Origin of the sequence: Bradyrhizobium sp. 61 (assembly GCF_023073075.1) — a bacterium.
Lineage (GTDB): Bacteria > Pseudomonadota > Alphaproteobacteria > Rhizobiales > Xanthobacteraceae > Bradyrhizobium > Bradyrhizobium barranii.
Map to the genome: position 1 here is coordinate 378,170 of NZ_JADPIU010000067.1, position 18,886 is coordinate 397,055.

The window sequence follows — 18,886 nt, forward strand, 5'->3', positions numbered from 1 at the left end:
CGGGCTGACCGGCAGCGGTAATCCCACCGGTTGCCCCGATCAAAAGACTTTAGGAATTGCTCTCTGCCGCCACGACGGCAATCAGGATGAAGGTCATGCTCCGCCGGGTAGTGCTCCGTTTCGCAAGAGACCGGAAGGCCAACATCGCCGTTATCTTCGCCCTCACGATGGTCCCGATCGTCTTTCTCCTGGGCATGACGCTCGACTACACGCAGGCCGTCCGCAAGCGGGAGCAATTGAACGCAGCCGCCGACGCGGCCGCGATCGCAGCCGTGCGGCCGGCGATGCTGACCCAGACCGACAAGACGGTCGTCCAGGCGACCGCCGCAGCCGTCTTTGCAGCGAAGGCGAATCTTCCCGGTCTGACGGCGACGCCGACGCCGACCATCACCGTCACGGATTCCGGCCTCGCACGAAGCATCACGGTTTCGTACACCGCGCAGTCCGTCAATAATTTCCCCAGCGTTCTCGGCAGGCAGACCTGGGACGTCTCTGGCTCCTCAACGGCGAAGGCGTCGAGTGCGCCCAACATGAATTTCTACCTGCTGCTGGACGACTCGCCGTCGATGGCGCTTGCTGCGACGCAGGCCGACATCACCAACATGATCGCGGCCACGAAGAACCAGCCCAGCTACGCGAAGAATTGCTCGTTCGCCTGCCATGAGGCGCGTCCCAACAACGCAACTGCCAGCTCGACGAACAAGGACAATCTCACCGTCGCACGCGCAAACAACATCACGCTGCGCATCGATCTCGTGACCAACGCCGTTACGCAATTGCTGAAGGGACCCTGGACGTGCCCGCAAGCGGGTGTGACGGGCGGCGTCATGCAGTGCATGTCGGCGCTCAACAACACGACCTACAAGGCCGCCATCTACACCTTCGACTACGCCCTCAACACGATTCAGGTGCTGACCACGCCGGACACCGCCGCCACGAAGATCAACAACATTCAGCTCCTGACGGTCGACCACCAGAACTGCCCCATTGTCGATAGCAAGGGCAACTGCACCTACACCACCGACTACGGCACGGATATCTCGGGCGGGCTCACGGGCGTCAACACCGTGATGCCTGCGCCAGGCACCGGCACCAATCAGGCGGGCGATACGCCGCAGGAAGTGGTCTTCCTCGTCACCGACGGCGTCGAGGACAAGCTCATCCCGAAGACGGGGGGCTCCTGCGACCCCAATGCCACCTATGCGCTTCCGACAGCCAACTCGACGACCTTGCGGTGCCAGCAACCGCTCGACACGACGGTCTGCACGACGATCAAGAACCGCGGCATTCGCATCGCGGTCCTCTACACCGAGTATCTGCAGCTGAGCGACAGCTGGTACACGAGCCGCATCTCGCAGTTCAACAATCCATCCTCGTCAACCGGCACGATCGCGACACGGCTGCAATCGTGCGCATCGCCCGGTCTGTATGCGAGCGTGCAGACAGGTGGCGACATTTCCGCGGCGCTGACCAACCTCTTCATCAAGGTTGCGTCCAGCACGGCCAGCCTCGTGCAGTAGGGAAGGCGCCATGACCCGACAGGTCACGACAACGAAAAGACGCCGCAACCGCTGCGCCGCCTTCGCCGGCGATAGCCGCGGAGCCACGGCCGTCGAATTCGCGCTCGTTGCCGCGCCGTTTCTCGCCCTCATCATCGCGCTCATCCAGACGTTTCTGGTTTTCTTTGCCCAGCAGATGCTTGAAACCGTGGTGCGCCAGTCGGCGCGTCTCGTCATGACGGGGCAGGTTCAGTCGGCGCAGATGAACCAGGCGGTTTTCAAGCAGAAGGTCTGCGATCAGATCGTGATCCTGTTCAATTGCAGCGGTCTGATGGTCGACATGCAGGTCGCAACGTCCTGGTCTTCCGCGAACACGGCGACGCCCACGCTGACCTTCGACGGCTCGGGCAATGTGACCAACAGCTGGCAATACAATCCGGGCGATTCCGGCGATATCGTCGTTCTCCGCGTCATGTATGTCTGGCCGGTCGTGCTCGGGCCGCTCGGCTTCAATCTCTCGAACCTTAGCAATGGCAACCGGCTGCTCATGTCGTCCGCCGCGTTCCAGAACGAGCCAGGAGCTACCTGATGATCTCCGCCCTGTCGTCTCGCGCTCGGCAGATGTTGACCGATGTACGCGCTGTTGCAGCGACGGAGTTCGCCATCGTGACGCCGTTCATGCTGGTGCTCTATGTCGGCGGCGTCGAGCTCGGGAACGGGCTCGCCATGAACGTCAAGGTCAGCGCGACCGCGCACAGCGTTGCCGACATGATCTCGCAGAACACGGCCGTCACGTCGACCCAGATGGACGGCATTCTCGCTGCGGCGAGCTCCATCATGGCTCCCTATCCCATCAAGAACGGCAGCACCTCGCTGATGACGATCACGGTCTCCGAGGTCTCGACCGACAGCAATGGGAACGCGACGGTGCAATGGAGCAAGTCGACCAGTACGTCGGGGGCGAGGGCCGCCGGTCAGCAGATGACCTTGTCGTCCTTTACCGCGCCGGGCGGTACCAGCAATGCCAACATCTCACTCATCCTGAGCGAGGTGTCCTACGACTACGCGCCCAACCTCGGCTTCACGATCGCCGGCACGGTGAAGCTGTCCGACAGCTATTACCTGTTCCCCCGCTGCTCGACGAACACCCCCGCCACGTCGAGTTTTCCCTATTACGATGTGAAATATCCGGCGGCGAAGACCTGCACCTGCGTGCAGCACTTGCAGCAGAAGACCTGTTAGTTTCACGGAACGCGGTCGAAAGAAGCCGGATGCCGCTGAGGCAAGCTTCTGTCCCGATTTCCTCCCGGCCCCTGTGCGCAATTGCGCACCGGGCCGGATGACATTGGAGTAAACGCTTACGCCGCCACAGTGGCGCGGTCGAGCGCTGCGATCAGCTTTGCCGCGATGGGATGGTCGGACCGCGGATTCTGGCCGGTGATCAGCTCGCGGTCCTCGACGACGTAAGGCTCGAAGTCGACGGCGCTTCGGCTGACCTCTGCACCCGCAGCTCCCAGCGCGTCCGGCATGGTGAAGTAGATCTTGCCGTGCAGGAACTGCTCCTCGATCGGTATCTCTTCCGAGGCGGTGAACACCGTCATCTTGTATCCCGCATACTGCCAGCCCTTGCCCAGCTCCGCGATCCTGGCCTTGTCGCCGGCGATCAGGGCGGCGCGATAGGCCTTGGCGTCGGGCAGGGCGGCCAGCGTCGCGATCGGTCCGTGGCAGAGCAGCGCCGTGATCTTCTTCCGTTCGTGGAAATATCGCAGAATCTTGCCGAGCTCGGGATCCTGCATGAGGTCGACGACCGGACCCTGCCCGCCGGGGACAAAAACGGCGGCATATTGATCCAGTCCTCCGTCCACGATCGCGCGCAACGTGCGCACGTTGGTCATCGACGGGTCCTTGTCGAAGAAATCGCGTCCCCGCCGGTAGGCCTTTTCGTCGCCGCCGAAATGGGCCGCATGATCGGAGGCCGGATCGATGTACGGTTGCTTGCCGTTCGGCGTCGCCAGCACCACCTCGTAGCCGGCGTCGATCACGGCCATTGCCGGCACGACGGTTTCATTGAGGTATTGGCCGGTCGGTCCGGTGCCGCCGCCCTGGATTTCGATACGGGTGGCATTGGAGCCGACAATGAGCACTTTGCCTTTGGACATGCGATCTCCTCCGATTTGCTTGATCGTTTTGCGGTTAGAACTTCATAACAATCCGGCCGACGCGAACGGCAACCTGCCGCGACGACCGTTCTGGCGTTTCAAGCAACGACTGGAGCAGATCGGGCGGAGCACGCCGCTTCGCTCCGCAAGCTCGCCCCGAAGGCTCCTGCGGAGGGAATAATCTGTCGCTGTCGAAGAAGTAAGCGGCTTCGCTGATGGCGCGCAAGCCAGCCTCCCAACGTCATTCCGCGCGCAATTTAGGGGATGCGGCGTAGTCTGACCATGTGGCGCGATCGGCCTGGAGCGGATGCATCGTGCGATTTTGCAATGATGCCATCATGCTCCTGTTTTGCCCGACGAGTCAAGTGTACTTCGGTAAAACGTAAGTCATTGATCCGCCACGCCCCGGCTACTGTGCATGGGGTTGTTTTCGCAGTTTTTGTTTGGAGCGGTCCGTCTGAAGAGCGCCGTTACGCGCTCTCCGTCTCCCGGTGCACGTCGTGCACCACGAGGCCCATGCCTTCCTCGGGCATCTTGATCCAGTCGCGGCGCTTCAGCGTGCGCTTGGTGTCCTCGTAGCCGCTCGTCCAGTGCTCGCGCATCGAGGTGCCCGAGAATTCGTGGTCCTTGGCGTCACCCTCATAGGCCTTCTGCTGGTAGATCAGGTGCAGGATCGCGATCTCGGGCATGCGGCGCAGGCTCGACTTGAGCTGGCGATCCTCGTCGGAGAGTTGCTCGTCCGGGACTTTCGCCAGCGCCTTGTAGAGCAGAACCTTGAGATTATGCGTGCGGCGGTAGACGTCGGTGTTGTGGCGCGTGCGCGAGGAATACATGATGTCCTTGTGGCGGGCCATCACGTCCTGGATCGAGCGCGGCAGCACGCCCCGCGCGCTGAACAGGTCGACCTGGAACACCAGCGAGTTGAGCGCATCCTCCTGGTCGAGCAGATGCTGGAGCGGCGTGTTGGAGACGATGCCGCCGTCCCAGAAATGATCGGTTCCGATCCGCACCATCGGCAGCGCAGGGGGCAGGGCGCCGGAGGCCATGATGTGCTCCGGCTCGATCTCGTCATGGGAGTTGTCGAAATAGATGAAGTTGCCCGAGAGCACGTTGACCGCGCCAACCGCGAAGCGGACCTTCTTCTCGTTGATGAGGTCGAAGTCGACGAGCTCCAGCAGGCTCTCCTTCAGCGGCATCGTGTCGTAATAGCTGGTGGCGGTGCGCGCGCCGACCGGGCTGAACCAGGGATTGACCTGGTGCGGGGTGAAGAAGCCGGGCTGGCCCATCGCCGACGTCATCCACGCACTGGTGAGATTGCGCCACTGGCGGAAGATGTCGCCGTCGGGCGTGTAATGCCAGATCTTGCGATTGGTGATGCGCTCCCAGAAGATGCGCAGCGCCTCCAGCCGCTTCTCCGGCTTGTTGCCGGCGATGATGGCGGAATTGATTGCACCGATCGAGACACCGCAGACCCAGTCGGGCTCGATGCCGGCTTCGTGCAGCGCCTGGTAGACGCCGGCCTGGTAGGCGCCGAGCGCGCCGCCACCTTGCAGCACCAGCGCGACGCGATCGCAGCGTTCGGGGCGCCAGCCCCGTGCGGGAGGCTGATGCGTCTGATGAGCCGGTTGCGACGTGCGGGCGTCCATGGGTGCCTCCTAGCGTGGACCAAACGATTGCGTCCGGCAGTGACGGCGTGATGACAATTTCAGCGCCGATGCATCGTCTGCATGCAGGTCGACCGCAGCGGGAATGGCGGGAGGTCGTGCGCCTGACGGAAATCCTTCACATCGCAGTCAATGACGGCGGCTAGCAATTTGCGATCCAGGCCTGACGCTGCCGGGCGGGCATCACACACAGGAGATCAGGATGCGCAGGGAAGACGTGCTGAGACTTCCGTCCATGCCGGCGGCGGGGCCGAGCTATCCGGCCGGGCCCTATCGCTTCGTCAACCGCGAATTCCTCGTCATCACCTACGAGACCGATCCGGAGCTGATCCGCGCCGGCCTGCCTGAGCCGCTGGAGCCAATCGACCAGCCGATCGTGCACTACGAATGGATCAAGATGCCGGACTCCTCAGGCTTCGGCAGCTACACCGAATCCGGCCTCGTCATTCCGGCGCGCCTCAACGGCGAGGAGGTCAATTTCGTCTCGCAGATGTATCTGGATGATGATCCGCCGATCGCGGCGGGCCGCGAGATCTGGGGCTTTCCCAAGAAATACGCCCATCCGAAACTCGAGATCGTCAAGGACACGCTGACGGGTACGCTGGAATATGCCGGCCAGCTCGTCGCCATGGGCACGATGGGCTACAAGCACGAGAGCATGGCCGGCAACGGCGATCGCACCCGTGCGACGCTGTCGAAGACGCAGATCAATCTGAAGATGATCCCGGGCGTCGACGGCCGTCTCGAAGTCTGTCAGCTCGTCGCGATCAACCTCATCGACATCGTGCCGAAGGGCTCCTGGATGGGGCCCGGCCGGCTGCATCTGGTGCCGCACGTCAACGCGCCGGTCGCGGATTTCCCGGTCCGCCGTTGCCTGGGCGCGCACCACTACATCGCCGATCTTACGCTGCCGTTCGGCCGCGTCGTGCACGACTACGTCAAGGAGGCCGAGGCGGTGGCCGCGACGGGGCTGGCCGCGGAGTAGGGCGGCCATCATCAAACTGTAACAAAGCCGTAATTGAGTACCCGTGAGAGGTCCGGAAGATGCCGTCAGCCATCTTCCGGAAACGGGGCATTTGTTGACGGTTGGGGTTGGCCATGGCTGAGCCGGCGAAGCTTGTCAGCGCGATATCGGATTCCGTGCCCGCCATTCCCGGCCTGGTCTGGGCGTTCCGGCTGCACGGCGACGGCAGCGCCGAGGCGCTGCCGATCGACCAGCCGATCGAGTTCAGCCATGACGGCCGGCTCTGGCTGCATTTCAACCTGACCGATGCGCGCGCACGGCCCTGGATCGCAGCGTCACAGCTGCCGCCGCTCGCGCGTGACCTCCTGCTGTCCAACGACACGTTCCAGCAGCTTCACGTCATCGACCATTGCGTCTACGGCGTCTTCTCCGATCTCGTGCGCGACATCGACAGCGCGACGGAAGAGACCGCGTTCCTGCGTTTCGCCATGACCGAGCATCTTCTCGTCAGCGGCCGGCATCAGGCGCTATGCTCGGCCGATGCGACGCGCCGCGTGCTCGAAGGCGGCTACCGCGTCGACAACGTCGCCCATCTCCTGGAGAAGATCGTCGACGAGGTCGCCGATACGCTGGACCGGATGGCGGACAAGCTCGGCCAGGAGATCGACGACATCGAGGAACGGATTTTGGCCGACGACGCCAAGCCGGAGATGCGCCGCAATCTCGGCCGGCTGCGCCGGACCTGCGTCAGGTTGCATCGCCAGCTCACCGGCCTGCGCGTGCTGTTCCACCGCCTCGATCAGAAGAACACCGATCATCTCGCGCCGGCCTTGCGCATCCACGCCGGCAAGCTGGCGCAGCGGCTGGACGGGCTCGATCACGACATCGTCGAGCTCCGCGAACGCAGCCGCCTGCTCGAGGAGGAGCTGCGCTTCAAGAACGAGGAGGAGAGCAACCACCACCTCCACACGCTCTCCATCGTGACCTCGCTGCTGCTGCCGCCGACCCTGATCACCGGCATCTTCGGCATGAACACCAAGGGCCTGCCGCTCACCGATGTCGAGAGCGGATTTCTCTGGGCGGCGCTTCTGATGGCCTCGTCGGTGGGGGCGGCCTATCTGTTCATGCGGCGCACGGGTATCTTCAGGTAGCGTACGCAGCCGGTATCAGCCGTGATCGGGACGTCCCACAGATTTCCGCTGCGAAATGCGGCCGCGATCGTGCTGGCCTCAACGGTCGCGAGCACCGGCGCGCTCGCCGGCGCCAAGGACGAAAGCGCGGCCGCATGGCTGGCGCCAAAATGGTTCAACGAATGGCATGACGGGCTCGCCAACAAGGGCCTGAATTTCGGCGCCACCTATATCGCCGACAACATCGCCAACGTCTCCGGCGGCGTGAAGCGTGGCGCCATCCATTTCGGACGCCTCGATCTCTCGGTCGATGCCGATCTCGACAAGCTCGTGGGCTGGACCGGTGGCCGCTTCTACGCCAATGCGTTCGTGATCTACGGCCAGGGGCTCTCCCGCAACTACGTGATGAACCTCGCCACCATCAGCGAGATCGAGGCACTGCCGGACCAGCGGCTCTACAACGCCTATTTCGAGCAGAGCTTCTTTGGCGACCGCCTGAACATCAGGGCCGGCCAGCAGGCCGCCGACGTCGAGTTCTTCGACAGCCAGACCGACGACCTCTTCATCAACGGCACCTTCGGCTGGCCCGCGATCAAGGCAAGCAATCTTCCCGCCGGCGGCCCGGCACCGCCGATCGCGGTGCCCGGCATCCGCATCAAGGCGGCGTTGACCGAGAACATCACCGCGTTCGGTGCGGTGTTCAACGGCGATCCGTCGGGTCCGGGCGAGGCGGATCCGCAGCTGCGCGACCATCATGGCTTGGCGTTCCGCGTCAACGATCTGCCGTGGGTGATCGGGCAGGTCCGCTTCAACTACGACATCGATATCGGCGGCCGGCCGCTCGCCGGCAATTTCACGCCGGGCGCCTGGAAGCATTACGGCTCGTTCGACAGCCAGCGCTTTACGGCGGAGGGGCTGTCGATCGCCGATCCTGGCGGAAGCGGTGTGCCTGCAAGACTTCGCGGCAATTACGGTGTCTTCGCCGTGATCGAGCAGGTGCTCTATCGCCCGCCGGAGGTAAAGGACAACACCACGTCAGCCTCGATCCCGGGCATCACCGCGTTCGGCCGCATCGCTTACAGCCCGCCGGACCGCAATCTGATCGACCTTTATGTGGACGGCGGCATCGGTTTCGTGGGCTTCACGCCAGGCCGTCCGCTCGATCGCTTCGGCGTGGCGATGGCTTATATGCGGATTTCAAACACCGCGCGCAATCTTGACATTGATACGCAGGCTTTCACCGGCATCCAGAGTCCGGTGCGCAGCAACGAGACGCTGATCGAGATGATCTACGAGGCGCATATCAAGCCGGGCTGGCTGATCGCGCCTTACTTCCAATACGTATTCCGCCCCTCCGGCGGCATCCCCAATCCGAATGATCCGACCGGCGTGGCGCGGATCGGTGACGCCGCAGTCTTCGGCGTCACCACCACGATCAGGTATTAGGCCATCGCCGGCTTCGGCTCGGCCTTCGGTTGCCGCGACAGCGCCAGCACGATCAGCGAGGCGAACACGCAGAGCGCGCCGGCGATGAAGAATGCGGGCAGGTAGCTCTGAAGCAGCGTCCGCGACAGGCCTGCGCCAAAGGCCGCGGTGCCTGCGCCGAGCTGATGGCCGGCAAAGATCCAGCCGAACACCAGATTGGCGCGCTCGGGTCCGAACTTCTGCGCGGTGAGGCGCACCGTCGGCGGCACCGTGGCGATCCAGTCGAGCCCGTAGAACATCGCGAAGATCGACAGCCCATAGAACGAGAAGTCGCTGAAAGGCAGGAAGATCAGCGAGAGCCCGCGCAGGCCGTAGTACCAGAACAGGAGGTAGCGGTTGTCGTAGCGGTCCGACAGCCAGCCCGACATGATGGTGCCGAAGAAGTCGAAGATACCCATCGCGGCGAGCAGGCCTGCCGCCTGTACCTGCGGGATGCCGAAATCGAGGCACATCGGGATCAGGTGCACCTGGACGAGGCCGTTGGTCGACGCGCCGCAGACGAAGAAGGTCGCAAACAGGATCCAGAACGCGCGCGACTTCGAGGCGTCGCGCAGCGTGCCGAGCGCAACGCCGGTGATCGAGCCATGGCTGAACGGCGGGGCCGGCAGGGGCTCGGTGCCTTCGTCGCCGAACGGGCGCAGGCCCACATCGCTCGGTCGGTCGCGCATCGCGAGGAGAACCGCCACGGCGGAGACGCCGAGCGCGATGCAGACGAAGCCGAGCGCGAGCCGCCAGCCGTAACGCTCGGTCAGGCTTGCGAGCAGCGGCAGGAATACGAGCTGGCCGGTGGCGACGCTCGCGGTCATGATGCCGACGACGAGGCCGCGCCGTGCGGCGAACCAGCGCGTCGCGATTGTGGCGCCCAGCACCAGCGCGGTCATGCCGGTGCCGATGCCGATCACGACGCCCCACAGCAACACGAGCTGCCAGACTTGCGTCATGCCGAGCGAAGCCACAAGCGCCGAGACGACGATGAGCTGGGCGGTCAGCGTGACGTTGCGCAGGCCGTAGCGGTTGAGCAGGGCGGCCGCGAACGGCGCCATCAGCCCGAACAGGATGAAGCGGATCGACAGCGCGGAGGAAATCTGCGCCGTGCTCCAGCCGAACTCGTGCTGAAGCGGGACGATGAACACGCCGGGCGCGCCGACCGTGCCGGCGCTGATCAGCGCGGTGAGGAAGGTCACGCCGACCATCACCCAGCCGTAGTGGATATTGCGGCGGCCGAGTGTCGCCGCGAGCCAGTTCGAGATCATTGGGCCTCAATGTTTGATGGGCAGGCTTTGAGACACCTGCACGAGCTTGTAGAATGGCACGGGACGTGTCTGTCGAAAATGACAGAGTTCCCTCATTTTCGGACGTGTCTAGGTCAGTGCGTCAGACGCTCCACGGCGATGGCCGTGGCTTCACCGCCGCCAATGCAGAGTGCCGCAACGCCGCGCTTGAGGTTGTGCGCCTCGAGCGCGTGCAGCAGCGTCACGATCAGCCGCGCGCCGGTGGCGCCGATGGGATGGCCGAGCGCGCAGGCGCCGCCGTTGATGTTCAGCTTCTCGCGCGGGATGCCGAGGTCGCGCTGCGCCGCCATCGCCACCACGGCGAAGGCCTCGTTGATCTCGAACAGATCGACGTCGCCGGCGCTCCAGCCGACCTTGTCGAGGAGCTTGCGGATTGCAGGGATCGGCGCCGTCGTGAACCATTGCGGTTCCTGGCTATGCGTGGCGTGGCCCTTGATCTCGGCAATTGCCGGCAGGCCGTTGCGATCCGCGAGCGAGCGCTTCGTCAGCACCAGAGCGGCGGCGCCGTCGGCATTGGCGGACGAGGCCGCCGGCGTGATGGTGCCATTGGCGCGGAACGCCGGCTTCAGACCGGGAATTTTGGCCGGGTCGACCTTCAGCGGATGCTCGTCATTGGCGACGATGCGCGGGCCTGCTTTCTCGGTGAGCGTGATCGGCGCGATCTCGGCCTTGAACGCGCCGCCCTCGACCGCCTTGCGCGCGCGGCTGAGGGTTTCCATCGCGTAGGCATCCTGGTCCTTGCGGGTGAACTGATAGGCCTCCGCGGTGGCCTCGCCGAAATCGCCCATGGAGCGGCCGGTCTCATAGGCATCCTCCAGCCCGTCCATCATCATGTGGTCGATGATGCGGTCGTGCCCGGCGCGGTAGCCGCCGCGCGCCTTGGCGAGCAGATAGGGCGCGTTGCTCATGCTCTCCATGCCGCCGGAAACGACGATCTCGGCCGAGCCGGCGCGGATGATGTCGTGCGCCAGCATGGTCGCCTTCATGCCGGAGCCGCAGACCTTGTTGACCGTGGTCGCGCCCGTGGCGTCGGGCAGGCCGGCCGCGCGCGCCGCCTGGCGAGCCGGCGCCTGGCCTAGTCCGGCCGGCAGCACACAGCCCATGAAAATTTCATCCACCTTCGCGGGCGCAAGCTTGGCGCGCTCCAGCGCGGCGTTGATCACATGCGATCCGAGCTTGTGTGCCGCCAGCGGCGACAGCTCGCCCATGAAGCGGCCGAGCGGGGTGCGGGCGGCGGAGACGATGACGACGGGATCGGTGGCTTCGGCCATGATGAAACTCCCAGCGATGACGGAAAAGATTATGGTCATCATATGATGCGGCGCAAAAAATGCAACCGCGGCCGGCATGAGAAATTGTCGTGGTTCGGATGAGATTTGGTCGTTCGATTGGAGGAGGGGTGCGGCTTGGGCTGCGGCTAGGGGGGCGGTAGCCGCCACACCAAACACTGTCATCGCCCGCGAAGGCGGGCGATCCAGTACTCCGAGACAGCTGTGATGCATCGAGGGGCCGCGGCGTACTGGATGCCCCGCCATCGCGGGGCATGACACTGTCTTTGGATTACCTCTTCCTGTTCACGAACGCCTGCATCAGCCGCGTCGGCTCGTCCGTCAGGAATGACTCGCCGAACACCTTGACGCTGAGATTTACCGACTCCGTCAGCGGTAATTCCTCCCATTGCCGCAGCAGCGCCTTTTGCGACCGCAGCGCCTCCGGGCCGCATTCGAGCAGCGCCTTCACGAGGTCTTCGACCTCTGCGTCCAATCCACCCTCCGGCGCGACCTTGTCGATCAGCCCCCAGGCCAGCGCCGTCGGCGCGTCGATGTTCTCCGCCGTCATCACCAGCCAGCGCGCGCGGGCCCAGCCGATCAGGCGCGGCAGCAGGGCGGCGTGGATCACCGAGGGGATGCCGACGCGGACCTCCGGCATGCCGAAATGCGCATCGTGTGCAGCGATCCTAAAATCGCAGGCGGCGGCGACTTCGAGGCCACCGCCGAGGCACCAGCCCGGCATCCGCGCGATCACGGGGGCCGGGAATTGGCGGACGGCCTCGCAGAGATCACGCAGGCGGCTGATGAAGGCTTCGGCCGACCTCTGGTCGAGCTTGGCCATCTCCTTGATGTCGGCGCCGCCGATCATGCTCTTCTCGCTCTGGCCGCGCAGCACCACGACGCGGATGCTGCCGTCAGTCGCGAGGGTCTGCAGGCCTTCGCGCACGGCATCGGTGACGGGCGAGCCCAGAATGTTCAGCGAGCCGGCGTTGCAGATCGCGACATGAACGACGCCGCGCGCATCGCGCGTCACGCCGCAGTGATTGTTGAGCATTTCCATCGGAGCATCTCGGAGTTTCGTGGACATGCGCGAGGCGCGCGGGTCGGGATCACTTCGGTGCCGAAACGCTCTGCTTGTCAAGCGGGTGGGGGGCGGAGTTGCCATGGCGAAGTTCGTGACATAGTATGACATACATCATACAAAGAGGCCGCCATGACCTGTAACGATCAACTCGACCTGTTTTCGCCCGCGCAGCGGCGTGAGCGCGTGGTGGACTGGCAGGTGCCTGCGCCGGTTGCAAAAGCAGCGATGGGGCTTTCAGGCATGGACGCGATGCTGGGAATCCGCGACGGCCGGTTGCCGCCGCCGCCCTTCGCAAAATTGATCGGTTTCACCATGGCCGTGGTCGAGCCGGGCCGGATCGTGATGGAACTTGAGCCGCGCGAGGATCTCGAAAATACCATTGGCCTCCTGCACGGCGCGACCGCCGCGGCGCTGATTGATACCGCCATGGGCTGCGCGATCTCGACGCGGCTGGAGGCCGGGCAGTCGTCAGTGACGCTCGACCTGAAAATGACGTTCCTGCGCCCGCTGTCGGTCCGTTCCGGGCTGATCTCGGCCGAAGGCAAGATCATCAAGCTGGGACGCCAGGCCAGCTACACGGAAGGCTTCGTGCGCGACGGCAAGGGTGCGCTCGCAGTCCATGCAACTGCAACCTTTTCCATGATCGGCGCGACAACTTAACATGAATTAATGCACCGCCTGGTCCATTTCTGTGTTATGAGATGATCTCCGACATTCAATGAGACCCGCATGCGCTATTCCCGGGAACACAAGCAGGAAACCCACGACCGAATCGTGAAGAAGGCCTCCGTGCGGCTGCGCGAAAAGGGCGCTCACGGCATCGGCGTCGCCGACCTCATGAAGGAGGCGGGCCTGACCCATGGCGGCTTCTACGCGCATTTCGACTCGCGCGAGGCGCTGGTGATCGAGGCCTTTGCCTATGCCATGGACCGCTCGATGGAGCACTGGCGCAAGCAGTCCGATCAGGTCGCGCCCGAAAAGCAACTGACCCAGATCGTCGAGACCTATCTTTCGGCGCTGCATCGGGATAATCCCGGCCACGGCTGCTCGATTCCCGCGCTCGGCGCCGAGATCGCCCGCGAGAGCCCGAAGACGCGCAAGGCCTTTGCCGGAAAGCTCGACGAGATGGTCGAGATGATGACCGATTTCATCCCCAACCTGCAGCGCAAGGCCGCGCGCAAGCAGGCGATCGCGACGCTGGCCACGATGGCCGGCACCATGCTGCTGGCGCGCATTGCCGGCTCCAGCGAATTGTCGGACGAGGTGCTGAAGGCGGGCAAGGACAGCGCGCTCGATGGCGCGAAACGCGAGCCGAAGGTGATGGCGGCGAAGAAGGCGAAGCAGAATTAGGCCAACTACGCTCTCAGAACCTCATCCTGAGGAGACCGCGAAGCGGTCGTCTCGAAGGATGGCTGCGGGCGAGATGTCGGCCTGCATGGTTCGAGACGGCGCTTCGCGCTTCCCCACCATGAGGGTTTGGCAGTGCCGTAGGGTGGGCAAAGCGAAGCGTGCCCACCATGCAGCCGTGAGTGTGGAGAGATGGTGGGCACGGCGCTAGGGCGCCTTTGCCCACCCTACGAGACCGTCATTACCGCCCCGCAAACAACGCCCGCTCGCGCTCCACGATCTCGCCGATGTAATCGGCCACCGCGCGGATCCGCGCGAGGTCCTTGCTGTCCGCGTGCATCAGCATCCAGAACGTCCGCGTGATCGATATCTCCTCCGGCAGCACCGCCACCAGCTGCGGATAATCACTCGCCATGAAGTGCGGGAGCACGGCGATGCCGAAGCCTGCGAGCGTGGAATTGAGCTGTGCGATCAGATTGGCGCTGCGGAAGCGCGCCGAAATCCGCGGCGATACCTGCGGGAGGTAGTCGAGCTCGGGCGTGAACAGGAGTTCCTCGATATAGCCGACGAAGCGATGCTGCGGCAGATCCTGCCGCGAGGTGATCTTCGGGAAGCGGTCGAGATAGGCCGGCGCCGCATAAAGCCCGAGGCGGTAGTCCAGGAGCTTGCGGCCGACGATGCGGCCTTCCTTCGGCATGGTCAGGCTGATCGCGATATCGGCCTCGCGCTTGGAGAGACTGAACAGCCGCGCGGTGGCCACAAGTTGCAGATCGAGGTCGGGATAACGATCCGCGAAGGGCGCCAGCCGCGGCGCCAGGAAGGCGGTGCCGAACCCGTCGGGCGCGCCGATCCGCACCGTTCCGGTCAGCCGCGCCACCGAGCCGCCGACCTGCTCCTGGTTGGCGACGATGGTCGATTCCATGGCTTCCGCGCTGTCGGCGACGCGCTGGCCGGCCTCGGTGAGGAGATAGCCGGTCTTGCGCCGGTCAAACAGCTTTGCCGAGAGGTGTTTCTCCAGCCGGTCGACACGGCGGATCACGGTGGCGTGGTCCACTCCGAGCTGTTTAGCCGCAGCCGAAACCGAGCCGCCCCGCACGATGGCCAGCACGAAGCGGAAGTCGTCCCAGTCGATGCTACCTTGATCCAGCATTTTCGCACATCTATGGTGCATTATCTCAGACTTGAATCCTATAAAATGCAGGTCGATAGGATTTGTCAAAGCGTTCACGCTCGACCTCAGGAGATCATTCCATGCGTTCAATCGGACATTTCATCGGTGGCAAGGAGGTCAAGGGCACCTCAGGCCGGACGGCGGACGTATTCGAGCCGATGACCGGTGACGTCCAGGCCAAGGTGGCGCTGGCGTCCAAGGCCGAGGTCCGCGCTGCCGTGGAGAACGCCCGCGCCGCGCAGCCGGAATGGGCCGCGACCAACCCGCAGCGCCGGGCCCGCGTCATGATGAAGTTCGTGGAACTGGTGCAGCGCGACTACGACAAGCTCGCCGAGCTGCTCGCGCGTGAGCATGGCAAGACCGTGCCTGACGCCAAGGGCGACATTCAGCGCGGCCTGGAAGTCGCGGAATTCGCCTGCGGCATCCCGCATCTGATGAAGGGCGAATACACCGAAGGCGCCGGCCCCGGCATCGACATCTATTCCATGCGCCAGCCGCTCGGCGTCGTCGCCGGCATCACACCGTTCAATTTTCCGGCGATGATCCCGATGTGGAAGTTCGCCCCGGCCATCGCCTGCGGCAACGCCTTCATCCTGAAGCCGTCCGAGCGCGACCCCGGCGTGCCGATGATGCTCGCTGAGCTGATGATCGAGGCGGGCCTGCCGGCCGGCATACTCAACGTCGTCAACGGCGACAAGGAAGCTGTCGACGCCATCCTGGATGATCCCGACATCAAGGCCGTCGGCTTCGTCGGCTCCACGCCGATCGCGCAATACATCTACGAGCGCGCAGCCCAGACCGGCAAGCGCTGCCAGTGCTTTGGCGGCGCCAAGAACCACGCCATCATCATGCCCGACGCGGACATGGACCAGGCGGTCGACGCGCTGATCGGTGCGGGCTACGGCTCGGCCGGCGAGCGCTGCATGGCCGTCTCCGTCGCCGTTCCCGTCGGCAAGTCCACCGCCGACCGGCTGATGGAAAAGCTGATCCCGCGCGTCGAGTCGCTCAAGATCGGCACCTCGATCGATCCGTCGGCGGACTACGGTCCGCTGGTCACGCGCGAGGCGGTCGAGAAGGTCAAGAGCTACATCGACATCGGCATCAAGGAAGGCGCGACACTCGCCGTCGACGGCCGCGGCTTCAAGATGCAGGGCTACGAGAAGGGCTTCTATCTCGGCGGTTCGCTGTTCGACAACGTCACCAAGGACATGCGGATCTACAAGGAAGAGATCTTCGGGCCCGTGCTCTCGGTCGTGCGCGCGCACGACTACAAGGAGGCGCTGGCGCTGCCGTCGGACCATGACTACGGCAACGGTGTCGCCATCTTCACCCGCGACGGCGATGCCGCGCGCGACTTCGCGGCCAAGGTCAATGTCGGCATGGTCGGCGTCAACGTGCCGATCCCGGTGCCGATCGCCTATTACACTTTCGGCGGCTGGAAGAAGTCGGGCTTCGGCGATCTCAACCAGCACGGCCCGGACTCGGTGCGCTTCTACACCAAGACCAAGACGGTGACTTCGCGCTGGCCGTCTGGCGTCAAGGAAGGTGCGGAGTTCTCGATCCCGCTGATGAAGTAACCCTCTCAAGAGCGAGGCCGGGATGCAGTTCGCTCTGAACGAGGATCAGGTCGCGGTTCGCGACATGGCGTTGGCGTTTGCGGCCGAGAAGATCGCGCCGCACGCGTTGCGCTGGGACGAGGAAAAGCATTTCCCCGTCGACGTGATGCGCGAGGCGGCGACCCTCGGCATGGGCGGCATCTACATCCGCGAGGATGTCGGTGGTTCCGCCATGACGCGGTTCGACGCGGCGCTGATCTTCGAGGCGCTGGCGACGGGCTGTCCGACCACCTCGGCCTTCATCTCCATCCACAACATGGCGTCCTGGATGATCGATGCCTTCGGCAGCGACACCCAGCGCCACAAATGGCTGCCAAAACTCTGCTCGATGGAGCTGATTGCGAGCTACTGCCTGACCGAGCCGGGCGCCGGCTCCGATGCGGCAGCGCTGCGCACCCGTGCCGCGCGCGACGGCGATCATTACGTCCTCAACGGCCAGAAGCAGTTCATCTCCGGCGCTGGCGGCACGGATCTTCTTGTCGCCATGGTCCGAACTGGCGGTGACGGCCCCGGCGGCATCTCGACCCTCGTGATCGACGGCAACACGCCCGGCGTCTCCTACGGCGCCAATGAGCGTAAGATGGGCTGGAATGCGCAGCCGACCCGCGCCGTGATGTTCGAGAACGCCCGCGTGCCGGTTGCCAACCGGCTGGGCGAGGAGGGCATCGGCTTCAAGATTGCGATGGCCGGCCTCGATGGCGGCCGCCTCAACATCACCGCATGCTCGCTCGGCGGCGCGCAGACCGCGCTCGACAAGGCGCGCACCTACATGAAGGAGCGCAAGGCCTTTGGAAAACGTCTTGACGAATTCCAGGCATTGCAATTCCGGCTCGCCGATATGGCGATCGAGCTCGAGGCCGCGCGCACCTTCCTGTGGCGCGCCGCCGCCGCGCTCGACCGCAAGGACCCCGATGCCACCATGCTCTGCGCCATGGCAAAGCGCTTCGGCACCGATGTCGGCTTCGAGGTCGCCAACCAGGCGCTCCAGCTCCATGGCGGCTACGGCTATCTCAGCGAATACGGCATCGAGAAGATCGTACGCGATCTCCGCGTGCACCAGATCCTCGAAGGCACCAATGAAATCATGCGGCTCATCGTGGCGCGCAAATTGATCGAGGGCGCGCGATGAGTTCAGTGGAGGAAGGCGATCTGGTCGCCCGTGTCGAGGGCGCAGCTGGCGTGATCCGGCTCAATCGCCCCAAGGCCATCAACGCCGTGACGCTGGAGATGTTTCGCGACATCGAAAAGGCGCTCGACCGCTTCGAGGCCGATTCCGCCGTCGCCGTGATCCTGCTGGAGGGGGCCGGCGAGCGCGGCCTGTGCGCCGGCGGCGACATCCGCACGCTCTGGGAAAGCTCGAAGGTCAACGGTGACCTCGGCAAGATCCTGTGGCGTGAGGAGTACATCCTCAATGCCCGGATCAAGAGATTCCCAAAACCCTATGTCGCGTTCATGGACGGCATCGTGATGGGCGGTGGCGTCGGGCTCTCCGCCCATGCAAGCCACCGCGTCGTCACCGACCGCACCAGGCTCGCGATGCCCGAGGTCGGGCTCGGCTTCTTCCCGGATGTCGGCGGCACCTTTCTGTTGTCGCGCTCGCCGGGGGAGATAGGCACGTATTTCGGCCTGACCGGTCAGACCATGAACGGGCCCGATGCGATCCATGCGAAGTTCGCCGATGCTGTCGTGCCGGCCTTGAAATTGCCGGAACTGCGCGAGGCTCTGACAAGGACTCCTTCTGGGGCGACCGCAGCCGATGTCAGCAAGCTCATCAACGGCTTTGCGACCGGTGAGACCGCGGGACCGGTCGCCGCGAAAGAGCCTGTTATCGACGCGCTGTTCGGGTTCGACCGCATGGAGGACATCGTCGCTGCGCTCAAGCGCGACGGCTCCGAGTTCGCGCAGGCCACGCTGAAGACGCTCAACGAGAAATCGCCACGCGGCATGGTGGTGACGTTGAAGCTGCTGCGGCTCGCGCGCACGGCATCGAGCCTGGAAGAGTGCCTGGTGCGCGAATATCGCGCCGCGCTGGAGGTCTTTCGCAGCGATGATTTCCGCGAAGGCGTGCGCGCGGCCGTGATCGACAAGGACCGCAATCCGACCTGGTCGCCGCCGCGCATCGAGGACGTGACGCCGGCGATGATTGCGCCGTATTTCGCCGAGATCGGCGCCGACGAACTGAAGTTCAACTAATCAACGAAACG

17 protein-coding genes are annotated in these 18,886 nt (G+C 64.3%); 11 read left to right on the forward strand and 6 right to left on the reverse strand.

What is annotated here, in order from left to right; all coding sequences use genetic code 11:
* Positions 1–95: 95 nt before the first annotated feature.
* From IVB46_RS25675 to IVB46_RS25685, 3 genes are read left to right on the forward strand one after another with little or no spacing between them, the layout of a single operon-like run.
* Positions 96–1,520, forward strand: coding sequence for a pilus assembly protein TadG-related protein (locus IVB46_RS25675; protein ID WP_247312006.1), 1,425 nt, complete (start codon positions 96–98; stop codon positions 1,518–1,520).
* A 10-nt stretch (positions 1,521–1,530) separates the two neighbouring features.
* A complete protein-coding gene (locus tag IVB46_RS25680) occupies positions 1,531–2,088 on the forward strand; it encodes a TadE/TadG family type IV pilus assembly protein (protein ID WP_135214335.1) in 558 nt (185 codons plus the stop codon).
* Positions 2,088–2,741, forward strand: coding sequence for a TadE/TadG family type IV pilus assembly protein (locus IVB46_RS25685; protein WP_028157690.1), 654 nt, complete (start codon positions 2,088–2,090; stop codon positions 2,739–2,741). Before IVB46_RS25680 ends, IVB46_RS25685 begins: the two co-directional genes overlap by 1 nt.
* Before the next feature lie 116 nt (positions 2,742–2,857).
* Here the strand turns inward: IVB46_RS25685 and IVB46_RS25690 are convergent, their stop codons facing one another.
* Both IVB46_RS25690 and IVB46_RS25695 read right to left on the reverse strand, forming a co-directional pair.
* A complete protein-coding gene (locus tag IVB46_RS25690; RefSeq protein WP_247312008.1) occupies positions 2,858–3,658 on the reverse strand; it encodes a type 1 glutamine amidotransferase domain-containing protein in 801 nt (266 codons plus the stop codon).
* Positions 3,659–4,128: 470 nt separating this feature from the next.
* Positions 4,129–5,304, reverse strand: a complete 1,176-nt coding sequence (locus tag IVB46_RS25695) for a patatin-like phospholipase family protein (RefSeq protein WP_247312011.1) — start codon at positions 5,302–5,304, stop codon at positions 4,129–4,131.
* A gap of 220 nt (positions 5,305–5,524) precedes the next feature.
* Between IVB46_RS25695 and IVB46_RS25700 the strand changes: the two genes are divergently transcribed.
* From IVB46_RS25700 to IVB46_RS25710, 3 genes are all read left to right on the forward strand, one after another.
* Positions 5,525–6,307, forward strand: a complete 783-nt coding sequence (locus IVB46_RS25700; RefSeq protein ID WP_028153388.1) for an acetoacetate decarboxylase — start codon at positions 5,525–5,527, stop codon at positions 6,305–6,307.
* A gap of 113 nt (positions 6,308–6,420) precedes the next feature.
* Positions 6,421–7,437: a transporter gene (locus IVB46_RS25705; protein ID WP_028157684.1), complete on the forward strand. Its 1,017-nt coding sequence runs from the start codon at positions 6,421–6,423 to the stop codon at positions 7,435–7,437.
* 21 nt (positions 7,438–7,458) lie between these two features.
* Positions 7,459–8,862: a carbohydrate porin gene (locus IVB46_RS25710; RefSeq protein ID WP_247312014.1), complete on the forward strand. Its 1,404-nt coding sequence runs from the start codon at positions 7,459–7,461 to the stop codon at positions 8,860–8,862.
* On the opposite strand, the gene IVB46_RS25715 is transcribed toward IVB46_RS25710, so the two are convergent.
* The 3 genes from IVB46_RS25715 to IVB46_RS25725 all read right to left on the reverse strand — a co-directional run bounded on the left by IVB46_RS25715 (position 8,859) and on the right by IVB46_RS25725 (position 12,524).
* Positions 8,859–10,154 carry an MFS transporter gene (locus IVB46_RS25715; protein WP_247312018.1) on the reverse strand — a complete coding sequence of 432 codons (1,296 nt, stop codon included), beginning with the start codon at positions 10,152–10,154 and terminating at the stop codon, positions 8,859–8,861. The genes IVB46_RS25710 and IVB46_RS25715 overlap by 4 nt on opposite strands.
* A 113-nt stretch (positions 10,155–10,267) precedes the next feature.
* Entirely contained in the window at positions 10,268–11,464 is a 1,197-nt protein-coding gene (locus tag IVB46_RS25720) for an acetyl-CoA C-acyltransferase (protein ID WP_247312020.1), read from the reverse strand.
* Between the two features lie 289 nt (positions 11,465–11,753).
* Positions 11,754–12,524, reverse strand: a complete 771-nt coding sequence (locus IVB46_RS25725; protein WP_247312023.1) for an enoyl-CoA hydratase — start codon at positions 12,522–12,524, stop codon at positions 11,754–11,756.
* A gap of 153 nt (positions 12,525–12,677) precedes the next feature.
* Here IVB46_RS25725 and IVB46_RS25730 point away from each other — a divergent pair, with 153 nt between their 5' ends.
* Both IVB46_RS25730 and IVB46_RS25735 read left to right on the forward strand, forming a co-directional pair.
* Positions 12,678–13,208, forward strand: coding sequence for a PaaI family thioesterase (locus tag IVB46_RS25730; protein WP_247312028.1), 531 nt, complete (start codon positions 12,678–12,680; stop codon positions 13,206–13,208).
* 69 nt (positions 13,209–13,277) lie between these two features.
* Entirely contained in the window at positions 13,278–13,898 is a 621-nt protein-coding gene (locus IVB46_RS25735; RefSeq protein ID WP_247312030.1) for a TetR/AcrR family transcriptional regulator, read from the forward strand.
* A gap of 238 nt (positions 13,899–14,136) precedes the next feature.
* Here the strand turns inward: IVB46_RS25735 and IVB46_RS25740 are convergent, their stop codons facing one another.
* Entirely contained in the window at positions 14,137–15,045 is a 909-nt protein-coding gene (locus tag IVB46_RS25740) for a LysR family transcriptional regulator (protein WP_247312034.1), read from the reverse strand.
* Between the two features lie 101 nt (positions 15,046–15,146).
* Here IVB46_RS25740 and IVB46_RS25745 point away from each other — a divergent pair, with 101 nt between their 5' ends.
* The 3 genes from IVB46_RS25745 to IVB46_RS25755 are packed head-to-tail and all read left to right on the forward strand — an operon-like array spanning position 15,147 to position 18,875.
* A complete protein-coding gene (locus IVB46_RS25745) occupies positions 15,147–16,643 on the forward strand; it encodes a CoA-acylating methylmalonate-semialdehyde dehydrogenase (RefSeq protein ID WP_071914887.1) in 1,497 nt (498 codons plus the stop codon).
* A gap of 22 nt (positions 16,644–16,665) precedes the next feature.
* Positions 16,666–17,811 carry an acyl-CoA dehydrogenase family protein gene (locus IVB46_RS25750; RefSeq protein WP_247343721.1) on the forward strand — a complete coding sequence of 382 codons (1,146 nt, stop codon included), beginning with the start codon at positions 16,666–16,668 and terminating at the stop codon, positions 17,809–17,811.
* Entirely contained in the window at positions 17,808–18,875 is a 1,068-nt protein-coding gene (locus IVB46_RS25755) for an enoyl-CoA hydratase/isomerase family protein (RefSeq protein ID WP_247312040.1), read from the forward strand. The genes IVB46_RS25750 and IVB46_RS25755 overlap by 4 nt, the downstream gene beginning before the upstream one ends.
* The last annotated feature ends 11 nt before the right edge of the window (positions 18,876–18,886 follow it).

Excerpts from the sequence above, each read along its gene's own strand:
- IVB46_RS25740 (WP_247312034.1), bottom strand. The coding sequence starts at position 15,045 with ATGCTGGATCAAGGTAGCATCGACTGGGACGACTTCCGCTTCGTGCTG.
- IVB46_RS25735 (WP_247312030.1), top strand. The coding sequence starts at position 13,278 with ATGCGCTATTCCCGGGAACACAAGCAGGAAACCCACGACCGAATCGTG.
- IVB46_RS25700 (WP_028153388.1), top strand. The coding sequence starts at position 5,525 with ATGCGCAGGGAAGACGTGCTGAGACTTCCGTCCATGCCGGCGGCGGGG.
- IVB46_RS25705 (WP_028157684.1), top strand. The coding sequence starts at position 6,421 with ATGGCTGAGCCGGCGAAGCTTGTCAGCGCGATATCGGATTCCGTGCCC.
- IVB46_RS25730 (WP_247312028.1), top strand. The coding sequence starts at position 12,678 with ATGACCTGTAACGATCAACTCGACCTGTTTTCGCCCGCGCAGCGGCGT.
- IVB46_RS25715 (WP_247312018.1), bottom strand. The coding sequence starts at position 10,154 with ATGATCTCGAACTGGCTCGCGGCGACACTCGGCCGCCGCAATATCCAC.
- IVB46_RS25675 (WP_247312006.1), top strand. The coding sequence starts at position 96 with ATGCTCCGCCGGGTAGTGCTCCGTTTCGCAAGAGACCGGAAGGCCAAC.
- IVB46_RS25750 (WP_247343721.1), top strand. The coding sequence starts at position 16,666 with ATGCAGTTCGCTCTGAACGAGGATCAGGTCGCGGTTCGCGACATGGCG.
- IVB46_RS25755 (WP_247312040.1), top strand. The coding sequence starts at position 17,808 with ATGAGTTCAGTGGAGGAAGGCGATCTGGTCGCCCGTGTCGAGGGCGCA.
- IVB46_RS25680 (WP_135214335.1), top strand. The coding sequence starts at position 1,531 with ATGACCCGACAGGTCACGACAACGAAAAGACGCCGCAACCGCTGCGCC.
- IVB46_RS25720 (WP_247312020.1), bottom strand. The coding sequence starts at position 11,464 with ATGGCCGAAGCCACCGATCCCGTCGTCATCGTCTCCGCCGCCCGCACC.
- IVB46_RS25745 (WP_071914887.1), top strand. The coding sequence starts at position 15,147 with ATGCGTTCAATCGGACATTTCATCGGTGGCAAGGAGGTCAAGGGCACC.
- IVB46_RS25690 (WP_247312008.1), bottom strand. The coding sequence starts at position 3,658 with ATGTCCAAAGGCAAAGTGCTCATTGTCGGCTCCAATGCCACCCGTATC.
- IVB46_RS25695 (WP_247312011.1), bottom strand. The coding sequence starts at position 5,304 with ATGGACGCCCGCACGTCGCAACCGGCTCATCAGACGCATCAGCCTCCC.
- IVB46_RS25725 (WP_247312023.1), bottom strand. The coding sequence starts at position 12,524 with ATGGAAATGCTCAACAATCACTGCGGCGTGACGCGCGATGCGCGCGGC.
- IVB46_RS25685 (WP_028157690.1), top strand. The coding sequence starts at position 2,088 with ATGATCTCCGCCCTGTCGTCTCGCGCTCGGCAGATGTTGACCGATGTA.